Raw genomic sequence first — 9,832 nt, 5'->3', positions numbered from 1 at the left:
GCCTCTTCAAGCGTTGCCGCTTCATAGCCTAACAGGCCGAAACGACGTGCCAGCACTTCACGCTGCTTAGCGTTCAGTTCAAACAGCCACTTAACGATGCTCTGTTTCATATCATCGTCTTGCGTGGTGTCTTCCGGTCCGTTGTCTTTTTCATCGGCCAGAATATCCAGCAACGCTTTTTCAGAATCTCCGCCTAATGGCGTATCAACTGAAGTGATGCGTTCGTTGAGACGCAACATACGGCTTACGTCATCAACCGGTTTATCCAGCTGCTCGGCGATCTCTTCCGCGCTTGGCTCGTGGTCAAGCTTGTGGGAGAGTTCACGCGCAGTACGCAGATAAACGTTCAGTTCTTTAACAATATGAATTGGCAGACGAATGGTACGGGTTTGATTCATGATCGCCCGTTCAATAGTCTGACGAATCCACCAGGTGGCGTAAGTTGAGAAACGGAACCCGCGCTCCGGGTCAAACTTCTCAACGGCACGGATCAGGCCGAGGTTACCTTCTTCAATCAGGTCCAGCAGTGCTAAACCACGATTGCTGTAACGACGGGCGATCTTAACCACCAGACGTAAGTTACTTTCGATCATGCGGCGACGGGAAGGGATGTCACCTCGCAATGCACGGCGAGCGAAGAGCACTTCTTCCTCTGCCGTTAACAACGGAGAATAGCCAATCTCCCCGAGATAGAGCTGCGTCGCATCTAATACACGTTGCGTCGCACCCTGTGATAACAACTCTTCTTCCGCTACGTCGTTATCACCAGGTTCGTTTTCGACGAGAGCCTTCTCATCAAAAACCTCTGCTCCATTCTCCTCGAATTCCGCGTTCTCATGTAACTCGTTTACTTTCAGCGTATTCTGGCTCATAAGCGGCTCCTACCCGTGATTCCAGGCAGAACATCAAAAAGTGCGTTCTGCCGGATTATCGCTGCGGTAAATAACGCAACGGGTTTACGGATTTCCCCTTGTAACGAATTTCAAAGTGCAATCTTACTGAACTGGTTCCGGTGCTACCCATGGTTGCGATTTTCTGCCCCGCCTTAACTTCCTGTTGTTCCCGGACCAGCATTGTATCGTTATGGGCGTAGGCACTCAGGTAATCATCATTGTGTTTGATGATGATCAGATTACCGTAACCGCGGAGCGCGTTACCTGCGTACACCACCCTTCCTGAAGCGGTAGCGACCACAGACTGTCCACGCGTTCCGGCGATATCGATACCTTTATTGCCGCCTTCAGCAGCAGAGAAGTTATCGATAATCTTCCCATCGGTCGGCCAACGCCAGCTTCCTACTGGTGTCGAGCTATTGGTTGTGCTGCTAACCGTTGGGGGTGCGGTAACCACTGGAGCTGTTGTCGTTGCAACATTTGCTCCTTTCGAAGGCAATAGTTTACTGCCGCTCGAATTATCCGAATCATCAGAATACGTAATAACAGGTTGCTGTGCAACAGCGGCAGATTTAATTTGTGGCGTAGCCGGGACACCACCCTGCGTTGCATCAGCAACGGTAATGGCATTACCGCCAGTGATCGGCTGACCGGAACCGTTACCAATCTGCAAAGTTTGCCCGACATTCAGGCTGTAAGGCGCCGGAACGTTGTTACGCTGGGCTAAATCGCGGAAATCGTTGCCGGTAATCCAGGCGATGTAAAACAACGTATCGCCACGTTTTACGGTATATGTTTCGCCGGAGTAGCTACCTTTAGGAATATTCTGATAACTGCAGTTGTACACGATTCGGCCATTCTGCGTCTCCACATTATTATTGGCACTAATCATTCCGCCATTGCCAGACGCAGATGCTGCACTTCCGCTTAACATTCCTCCCTGTGAGGGCATCGCAGGGACACCACCAGAGGCGCTTGCTGCGCCACTCTGGCTACTGCTCATGCCGCCGCCATCACCAACGCGGCTAATGGGTGCTTGTGTGTTGTCGCTGGAGCTACAGCCTGCCAGCCAAAAACCTACCAGTGAAAGCGCCGCCAGACGGCGTAACTGAAAAATTGTGCTTCCCGTGCTCATTGATCCCCCGTGATGGCAACCCTGATGTACCTGTTTCACTGTACTTGCCAGCAGAATGCTCTGCGCGGCGCGATAAAATCTGCGTTTTTGTTAATTAAATTGGATAGTAACAATATCAAGTACGTGGTGCTATGAAACAGTTGTGAAGAAATACGAAGCCGGTCAGGCTAGATCGCCCTGAACCAGCGGCACAAACCGTACCGGCTCAATCGTCTCTTCAATAATTTCTTCGCCCTGACGGCGCAGACGTTTCAGTACCTGCTGATCTTCGCCGACCGGCAGCACCATAATGCCGCCTTCTGCCAGTTGCGCTATCAGCGCAATCGGAATTTCTGGCGGGGCCGCGGTAACAATGATGGCGTCGAACGGCCCGCGCGACGGCCAGCCCTGCCAGCCATCGCCATGCCGGGTCGAGACATTGTGCAGATCGAGCTGTTTCAGACGGCGCTTAGCCTGCCACTGCAACCCTTTGATACGTTCAACCGAATAGACGTGATCCACCAGGTGAGCGAGAATTGCCGTCTGGTAGCCAGAACCGGTGCCAATCTCCAGCACCCGGGAATGCGGATTCAGTTCCAGCAGCGCCGTCATTCGCGCCACCATATAAGGTTGTGAAATAGTCTGGCCGGAGCCGATCGGCAGGGCCACATTATCCCAGGCCTTGTGTTCAAAGGCTTCGTCGATAAAACGTTCACGCGGCACATCGCTGATGGCTTTCAGCAGGTTCTCGTCATCAATCCCCTGCTGACGCAGTTGTGACAGCAATGTCTCAATACGCCGATTCACCATGCCAGGTTCACCTCAGCTTTAGCCAGCCACTCATTCAGGACATCCTGGGCGCTGTGTGCGGTCAGGTCGACATGCAGCGCAGTTACCGAGACATAACCCTGATCAACCGCCGCAAAATCGGTATCCGGACCGGCATCCAGTTTTTCCCCCGGCGGCCCAATCCAGTAGAGGGTATTGCCGCGCGGGTCCTGCTGGGCGATAACCTGATCGGCAGGATGCCGGCTGCCACAGCGCGTCACGCGGATGCCTTTCAGCTCGGCCAGCGGCAGGTCTGGTACGTTGATGTTAAGAATGCGGCCGGTGCGCAGCGGTTGCTGCGTCAGCGCCTTGAGAATAGCGCAGGTCACCGCCGCCGCTGTCGCATAATGCTGATAACCATTGAGCGAGACCGCTACCGCAGGCAGACCCAGGTGACGCCCTTCCATTGCCGCCGCCACCGTGCCGGAATAGATCACATCATCACCCAGGTTGGGACCGGCATTGATTCCCGACACCACAATGTCGGGACGGGGCTGCATCAGCGCATTGACGCCGAGATAAACGCAGTCTGTCGGCGTGCCCATCTGCACCGCAATATCCCCATTCTCATGAGTAAAGGTGCGCAGCGGCGTTTCCAGCGTTAATGAGTTCGACGCGCCGCTTCGGTTACGATCGGGCGCAACCACCTGCACCTCAGCAAAGTGCCGCAGGGCTTTCGCCAGCGTTTGAATACCTGGCGCGTGAATGCCGTCATCGTTGCTGAGCAATATCCGCATTTATTCTGACCTTTTTCTATTCGACTGGTCGCCGTGACAGGACCCGTTTAAACAGCATGGCAACAGGTGAAGACCGGACAGCGATTTTTGCATTCTAGCGAGGCATGCAAGGAAGTGGTAGGCGTAAATCATACTACTGCGGGGGTTTGCCGCAACAATACCCACATTCAGGGTAATGTTGCAGCAGGGATTACTCGTCAATATTATCCAGCGCATCAGTCTGGGTCAGCAGCTCTCTGACCACGCTGGTAGCAAAGCTGCCGGCGGGAAGCCAGAAGGCCATCTCCAGCGTCACCTCATCCCACCAGTTCCAGCTCAGATCGCGAGGCACCACCAGCATCGCGCGGCGGGCGGCATCGACGCGCTCGCGCGTGAGCAGGCTAAGCAAGAGAGTGGCATCCGCCAGCGCCTGCTGTTCAAACGCCAGCGCATCCGCCTGCGGTCCGGCCTCGCCACAGCCTGGCAACGGAGCCGTGATGCGCAATTCGTGTTGATCGACGCGGGCCTGCAGTGAGTCGAGCTCCTCAGGCTGAGCGACAAACCAGCTGCCCCGTCCGGTGAGCTGCAGCGCATCGCCGCTCATCACCTGGCTGAGTCCGCCCTGCTGTTGCAGACGCGCACTGGTGACCTGATTAAACAGGGCGCTGCGCGCCGCTGACAGTAGCAGGCTGCGCTTGTTACGATCGCGCATCACAATCTCATTGCGCGCCCATTTCTCCGCCATGATCAGGTTGTTGCCGTTGCGGCCAAAACGCTGTTCACCAAAATAGTTAGGCACGCCGGCATCGCGTATCTGCGCCAGACGGGTTTCCACTGCATCACGATCGCTGATCTGGCGGATCACCAGACGGAACGCATTGCCCGCCAGCGCACCGATGCGCAGCTTACGCTTGTGGCGCACCACCTCAAGGATCTCTATCCCTTCCAGCGCAAAGCCGCGCAGATCCGGCATCGCATTGCCCGGCAGGCGAAAACAGAGCGTCTGCTCGGTCACCGCATGACGATCTTTCATGCCGGCGTAGCTCATATCACGCTGATGTATGCCGAGATACTTCGCCAGCGCCTCTGCGACAAAGCGGGTATTGGCACCCACTTTGCGGATGCGCACCAGCAGATGTTCGCCTTCCCCGTCCGCGCCATAACCGAGATCTTCTACCACCACGAAATCTTCCGGGTTAGCTTTGATCACGCCGGTTGCGGCAGGCGCGCCGTGCAGATAGTGCAGCATCACTGGCTGTCAGCTTTGAGCAACAGGGCTACCGCCTCACAGGCGATCCCTTCGCCACGACCGGTGAAGCCGAGCTTCTCGGTGGTGGTCGCTTTAACGTTAACCGCATCCATATGGCAGCCGAGATCTTCGGCAATATTGATGCGCATCTGTGGCACGTGCGGCAGCATTTTGGGTGCCTGGGCAATCAGGGTCACATCGACGTTGCCGATGCGATAGCCTTTGGCTTCGATACGACGCCAGGCTTCACGCAGCAAACCGCGGCTGTCGGCCCCTTTAAAAGCGGGATCGGTATCCGGGAACAGCTTACCAATGTCGCCCATTGCCACCGCACCTAACAGCGCGTCAGTCAGCGCATGCAGCGCGACATCGCCATCAGAGTGGGCGATAAATCCCTGTTCAAACGGGATTCGCACGCCGCCAATCACCAGCGGACCCTCTCCACCGAAGGCGTGAACGTCAAAACCGTGACCGATACGCATTATGCGCTCTCCTTTAATTGAATCTGACTGAGATAAAAAGCCGCCAGCGCCAGATCTTCTGGCCGGGTAACTTTGATGTTATCGCTGCGTCCGCTCACCAGCACCGGATGGTAGCCACAATACTCCAGCGCCGACGCCTCATCCGTGATGGTGGCGCCTTCAGCCAGTGCGCGCGTCAGGCAGGCAGTGAGCAACGCGTGCGGGAAAAATTGCGGCGTTAAAGCGTGCCACAGATCCTCACGCTCGACGGTATGGGCGATGGCCGCTTTACCCGGCTCGCCCCGTTTCATGGTGTCACGCACCGGTGCCGCGAGAATGCCACCGACGCGGCTCTGCTGACGCACGCTCAGCAGATGCTGAAGATCGTCCGGATGCAGACAGGGACGCGCCGCATCGTGCACCAGTACCCATGAGGCGCCCTGGGCAGCCTGCAATCCGGCCAGCACCGACTCCGCACGCGTTTCACCGCCGGTCACCTGCAATACGCGCGGATCCCGTGCCAGCGGCAGCGCGGCAAAATGCCTATCATCGGGGCTCAGGGCGACAATCACCTGTTTGATAGCGGGATGGGAAAACAGGCGTGCAATGCTGTGTTCCAGAAGGGTGTGCTGACCAATCGTCAGATACTGCTTAGGACAGGTTGCCTGCATGCGGCTGCCAATTCCGGCAGCGGGCACCACGGCAATCACATCCGCAAGGGTGGACAGATTGTTCATGTTTTATCGTTGTTGGTTAAGCGCTGCTTGTTGCGCGTTGCGTTTGTTCTGGTCAGGCACCAGGCGATAGAAGGTTTCACCGGGTTTGATCATGCCCAATTCATTGCGTGCGCGTTCTTCGATCGCTTCAGAGCCGCCATTGAGATCGTCAATTTCGGCAAACAGCTGATCGTTACGCGATTTCAGTTTGGCGTTATTCGCCTGTTGCACCGCGACGTCATCATTGACGCGCGTATAGTCATGGATGCCATTTTTTCCCAGCCACAATGAATATTGCAGCCAGCCAAGCAGCACCAATAGCAGTAACGTCAGTTTTCCCATCCCGCCCCCTAAAAACGGCCCAATCATCCCATAACTTTGCACAGGACTCCACACCAGTGGCGAAAATGGCGCGCTTTGCTGCGCGTCTGCATAAAATATGAATCAGCGGGGTAACCAGACGGGAAAAGTTTTGTAACCTGCCGATGCGTTTGCACATCAGCACGGTGGCACGAGAGGGTTACCAGCCGGAGAGAAAGGAGAACATTAACCAGAACAGGCAAATCACCAGAATGACCGTGGCGAGCGTGGTCCACAACAGTTGTCCGCGCAGCAGCGTGTTAAGCGCGATGCCCATCAGCACCGACACCGGCAGCAGTGCAAGGAAGAACGGCCAGGTATAGAGAAAGAAAAACAGGGTGTTAGAGCCGTACAACAGGAAGGGGATAGCCAGCGCGCACCAGTAGGCGAAAAAGCCGATGATGCCGCCCGGCAGTGACGAACGCGGCTCGTCCGGGGTGCTTTCATCTTTACGAGCCAGCATGGGAGTGATGTTCTGCATAGAGGTCCTGTTGACGCGAAGGCGGCAAATCGACGTCGATTTGCCGCTGTCTGTTCAGGATCTGATGATATCGCGGTCACGCAGCAGGTCTAACAATTGGGCCGCAAGTTTTGTAACCAATTGTTCGCCATCCAGCTGGATTTCCGGGCTTTCCGGTGCTTCGTATACGCTATCGATGCCGGTGAAATTACGCAGCTCACCGGCGCGTGCTTTGCGATAGAGTCCTTTAGGATCGCGCGCTTCGCACACCGCCAGCGGCGTATCCACAAAGACTTCAATAAACTGCCCCGGCTCCAGCAGATCGCGAACCATCTGACGTTCGGCGCGATGCGGCGAAATAAAGGCGGTCAGCACCACCAGCCCGGCGTCCACCATCAGTTTCGCCACTTCACCGACCCGACGAATGTTCTCTTTGCGGTCTTCATCGCTGAAACCGAGATCGCGGCACAAGCCATGACGCACATTGTCGCCATCCAGCAGGTAGGTGCTGACGCCAATGCGGTGCAGCGCCTGCTCCAGCGCGCCCGCCACGGTGGATTTCCCCGAGCCTGACAGCCCGGTGAACCACAACACCACGCCCTGATGGCCGTGCTGCTGTTCGCGGGCGGTGCGGGTCACCGGATGGTCATGCCATACCACGTTGTCATCGTGCCGGGCCATTATTGACCGCCCAGCAGATCGCGCGCGTTCCAGTGTGGGAAGTGACGGCGCACCAGCGCATTCAGTTCCAGTTCAAAGGCACTGAATTCACCCTGATGACCCGGCGCATCGGTTTTCGGCTCATGAATCATGCCGGCACCTACGGTGACGTTGCTCAGACGATCAATAAAGATCATCCCGCCGGTGACCGGGTTATCCCGATAGCTGTCGAGCACCATCGGCTCATCGAAGGTCATCTCAATCAGACCAATGCCGTTGAGCGGCAACGAATCAACCTGACGCGTTTCCAGCGAGTTGATCTCGACCTGATGCAGCACCTTCTCTACCCGGCCACGCGCTTTCTTACCGGCGATTTTGATGTCGTAGCTCTGACCGGCCTGCAAAGGCTGCTCCGCCATCCACACCACATCCACGCTGGCAGACTGTACGGCGCTGAGTTCAGCGCGGGCATCCACCAGCAGATCGCCGCGGCTGATATCAATCTCATCCTGCAATACCAGGGTAATCGCTTCACCGGCTCCGGCTTGCTGCAGATCGCCATCAAAGGTCACAATGCGGGCAATGCTGGATTCGACGCCGGATGGCAGCACCTTCACGCGCTGGCCAACCTGCACGCTGCCTGAGGCCAGCGTCCCGGCGTAGCCGCGGAAATCGAGGTTCGGACGGTTGACATACTGTACCGGGAAACGCATCGGCTGATGATCGACCACGCGCTTCAGTTCGACCGTTTCCAGCACATCGAGCAGCGTCGGACCGCTGTACCACGACATGGTCTGGCTGGCTGACGCCACGTTATCCCCTTCCAGCGCCGACATCGGCACGAAACGGATATCGAGATCGTCCGGCAGCTGCGCGGCGAAATCGAGATAATCCTGTTTGATCTGCTCGTAGCGATCCTGATCGTACTCCACCAGATCCATTTTATTGATTGCCACCACCAGGTGTTTGATCCCCAGCAGCGTCGAGATAAAGCTATGACGACGGGTCTGATCCAGAACGCCTTTACGTGCATCGATCAGCAGGATCGCCAGATCGCAGGTTGAGGCACCGGTCGCCATGTTGCGAGTGTACTGCTCATGTCCCGGCGTATCGGCGATAATAAATTTACGCTTTTCGGTGGAGAAATAGCGATAGGCCACATCAATGGTGATGCCCTGCTCACGCTCGGCCTGCAAACCATCGACCAGCAGCGCCAGATCGAGCTTCTCGCCCTGGGTACCGTGACGCTTACTGTCGTTGTGCAACGAAGAGAGCTGATCTTCATAGATCTGCCGGGTATCGTGCAGCAGGCGACCAATCAGGGTACTTTTGCCATCATCGACGCTGCCGCAGGTGAGAAAACGCAGCAGGCTCTTGTGTTGTTGTGCGGTCAGCCAGGCTTCAACGCCGCCCTGGTCGGCAATCTGTTGTGCAATTACGGTATTCATCTGGCGTCTCCTTAGAAATAACCCTGGCGTTTTTTCAGTTCCATCGACCCGGACTGATCGCGATCGATCACGCGGCCCTGACGCTCACTGGTGGTGGAGACCAGCATCTCTTCGATGATTTCCGGCAGCGTTTGCGCCTCCGATTCCACCGCGCCGGTCAGCGGCCAGCAGCCGAGGGTACGGAAACGCACCATGCGCTGTTTGATCATTTCACCTGGCTGCAGATTGATACGATCGTCATCGATCATCATCAGCATGCCATCGCGTTCCAGCACCGGACGCGGCGCAGCGAGGTAGAGCGGCACGATCTCGATGTTTTCCAGGAAGATGTACTGCCAGATATCCAGTTCAGTCCAGTTCGACAGCGGGAAAACGCGGATGCTTTCGCCCTTGTTGATCTGGCCGTTGTAGTTGTGCCACAGCTCAGGACGCTGGTTTTTCGGGTCCCAGCGATGGAAGCGATCGCGGAACGAGTAGATGCGCTCTTTGGCGCGCGACTTCTCTTCGTCACGGCGTGCGCCACCAAAGGCGGCATCAAAACCATATTTATTCAGCGCCTGCTTCAGCCCTTCGGTTTTCATGATGTCGGTGTGTTTGGCACTGCCGTGGACAAACGGGTTGATGCCCATCGCCACGCCTTCCGGGTTGCGATGAACCAGCAGCTCGGCGCCCATCGCTTTCACGGTACGATCGCGAAACTCGTACATTTCACGGAATTTCCAGCCGGTATCCACGTGCAGCAGCGGGAACGGCAGCGTACCTGGGAAGAACGCTTTACGCGCCAGATGCAGCATCACCGACGAATCTTTGCCGATGGAGTACATCATCACCGGGTTGCTGAACTCTGCCGCCACTTCGCGAATGATGTGGATACTCTCCGCCTCCAGCTGACGCAGATGAGTGAGTCGTTTTTGGTCCATGATTTTC

12 protein-coding genes are annotated in these 9,832 nt (G+C 56.5%); all 12 read right to left on the bottom strand.

What is annotated here, in order from left to right; genetic code table 11:
* On the bottom strand, positions 1-872 hold an 872-nt coding region (gene rpoS / locus HA41_RS11220; protein WP_094120867.1), incomplete at its 3' end, for an RNA polymerase sigma factor RpoS.
* Between the two features lie 55 nt (positions 873-927).
* Positions 928-2,028, bottom strand: coding sequence for a murein hydrolase activator NlpD (gene nlpD, locus HA41_RS11215; RefSeq protein WP_094120866.1), 1,101 nt, complete (start codon positions 2,026-2,028; stop codon positions 928-930).
* Between the two features lie 162 nt (positions 2,029-2,190).
* A complete protein-coding gene (locus HA41_RS11210; protein ID WP_094120865.1) occupies positions 2,191-2,817 on the bottom strand; it encodes a protein-L-isoaspartate(D-aspartate) O-methyltransferase in 627 nt (208 codons plus the stop codon).
* Positions 2,811-3,572 carry a 5'/3'-nucleotidase SurE gene (surE, locus tag HA41_RS11205; protein ID WP_094120864.1) on the bottom strand — a complete coding sequence of 254 codons (762 nt, stop codon included), beginning with the start codon at positions 3,570-3,572 and terminating at the stop codon, positions 2,811-2,813. Before surE ends, HA41_RS11210 begins: the two co-directional genes overlap by 7 nt.
* A 190-nt stretch (positions 3,573-3,762) precedes the next feature.
* Positions 3,763-4,803, bottom strand: coding sequence for a tRNA pseudouridine(13) synthase TruD (gene truD / locus HA41_RS11200; protein WP_208612759.1), 1,041 nt, complete (start codon positions 4,801-4,803; stop codon positions 3,763-3,765).
* A complete protein-coding gene (ispF, locus tag HA41_RS11195; RefSeq protein WP_094120862.1) occupies positions 4,800-5,282 on the bottom strand; it encodes a 2-C-methyl-D-erythritol 2,4-cyclodiphosphate synthase in 483 nt (160 codons plus the stop codon). The genes truD and ispF overlap by 4 nt, the downstream gene beginning before the upstream one ends.
* Positions 5,282-5,998 (bottom strand): 2-C-methyl-D-erythritol 4-phosphate cytidylyltransferase, encoded by a 717-nt coding sequence (gene ispD, locus HA41_RS11190; protein ID WP_094120861.1) that lies wholly within the window; start codon positions 5,996-5,998, stop codon positions 5,282-5,284. Before ispD ends, ispF begins: the two co-directional genes overlap by 1 nt.
* A 3-nt stretch (positions 5,999-6,001) precedes the next feature.
* Positions 6,002-6,319, bottom strand: a complete 318-nt coding sequence (gene ftsB, locus HA41_RS11185) for a cell division protein FtsB (protein WP_010248545.1) — start codon at positions 6,317-6,319, stop codon at positions 6,002-6,004.
* A 178-nt stretch (positions 6,320-6,497) separates the two neighbouring features.
* Positions 6,498-6,818 carry a DUF3561 family protein gene (locus tag HA41_RS11180; protein WP_094120860.1) on the bottom strand — a complete coding sequence of 107 codons (321 nt, stop codon included), beginning with the start codon at positions 6,816-6,818 and terminating at the stop codon, positions 6,498-6,500.
* 54 nt (positions 6,819-6,872) lie between these two features.
* Positions 6,873-7,478: an adenylyl-sulfate kinase gene (gene cysC / locus HA41_RS11175; RefSeq protein ID WP_094120859.1), complete on the bottom strand. Its 606-nt coding sequence runs from the start codon at positions 7,476-7,478 to the stop codon at positions 6,873-6,875.
* Complete coding sequence (cysN, locus tag HA41_RS11170; RefSeq protein ID WP_094120858.1) at positions 7,478-8,905, bottom strand: sulfate adenylyltransferase subunit CysN; 1,428 nt, start codon at positions 8,903-8,905, stop codon at positions 7,478-7,480. The genes cysC and cysN overlap by 1 nt, the downstream gene beginning before the upstream one ends.
* Before the next feature lie 11 nt (positions 8,906-8,916).
* The gene (gene cysD / locus HA41_RS11165; RefSeq protein ID WP_094120857.1) at positions 8,917-9,825 is read right to left on the bottom strand and encodes a sulfate adenylyltransferase subunit CysD; all 909 of its coding nucleotides are present in this window, start codon (positions 9,823-9,825) and stop codon (positions 8,917-8,919) included.
* Positions 9,826-9,832: the final 7 nt, after the last annotated feature.

This window comes from Pantoea conspicua (assembly GCF_002095315.1).
GTDB classification, from domain to species: domain Bacteria; phylum Pseudomonadota; class Gammaproteobacteria; order Enterobacterales; family Enterobacteriaceae; genus Pantoea; species Pantoea conspicua.
The sequence above is the reverse complement of the archived record's forward strand: the minus strand, read 5'-3'. Positions and strand labels throughout refer to the sequence as shown.

Bases quoted from the DNA above. Each gene is read 5' to 3' on its own strand.
- cysN (WP_094120858.1), bottom strand. From the start codon at position 8,905: ATGAATACCGTAATTGCACAACAGATTGCCGACCAGGGCGGCGTTGAA.
- HA41_RS11210 (WP_094120865.1), bottom strand. From the start codon at position 2,817: ATGGTGAATCGGCGTATTGAGACATTGCTGTCACAACTGCGTCAGCAG.
- ispF (WP_094120862.1), bottom strand. From the start codon at position 5,282: ATGCGTATCGGTCACGGTTTTGACGTTCACGCCTTCGGTGGAGAGGGT.
- ftsB (WP_010248545.1), bottom strand. From the start codon at position 6,319: ATGGGAAAACTGACGTTACTGCTATTGGTGCTGCTTGGCTGGCTGCAA.
- nlpD (WP_094120866.1), bottom strand. From the start codon at position 2,028: ATGAGCACGGGAAGCACAATTTTTCAGTTACGCCGTCTGGCGGCGCTT.
- cysD (WP_094120857.1), bottom strand. From the start codon at position 9,825: ATGGACCAAAAACGACTCACTCATCTGCGTCAGCTGGAGGCGGAGAGT.
- surE (WP_094120864.1), bottom strand. From the start codon at position 3,572: ATGCGGATATTGCTCAGCAACGATGACGGCATTCACGCGCCAGGTATT.
- ispD (WP_094120861.1), bottom strand. From the start codon at position 5,998: ATGAACAATCTGTCCACCCTTGCGGATGTGATTGCCGTGGTGCCCGCT.
- cysC (WP_094120859.1), bottom strand. From the start codon at position 7,478: ATGGCCCGGCACGATGACAACGTGGTATGGCATGACCATCCGGTGACC.
- HA41_RS11180 (WP_094120860.1), bottom strand. From the start codon at position 6,818: ATGCAGAACATCACTCCCATGCTGGCTCGTAAAGATGAAAGCACCCCG.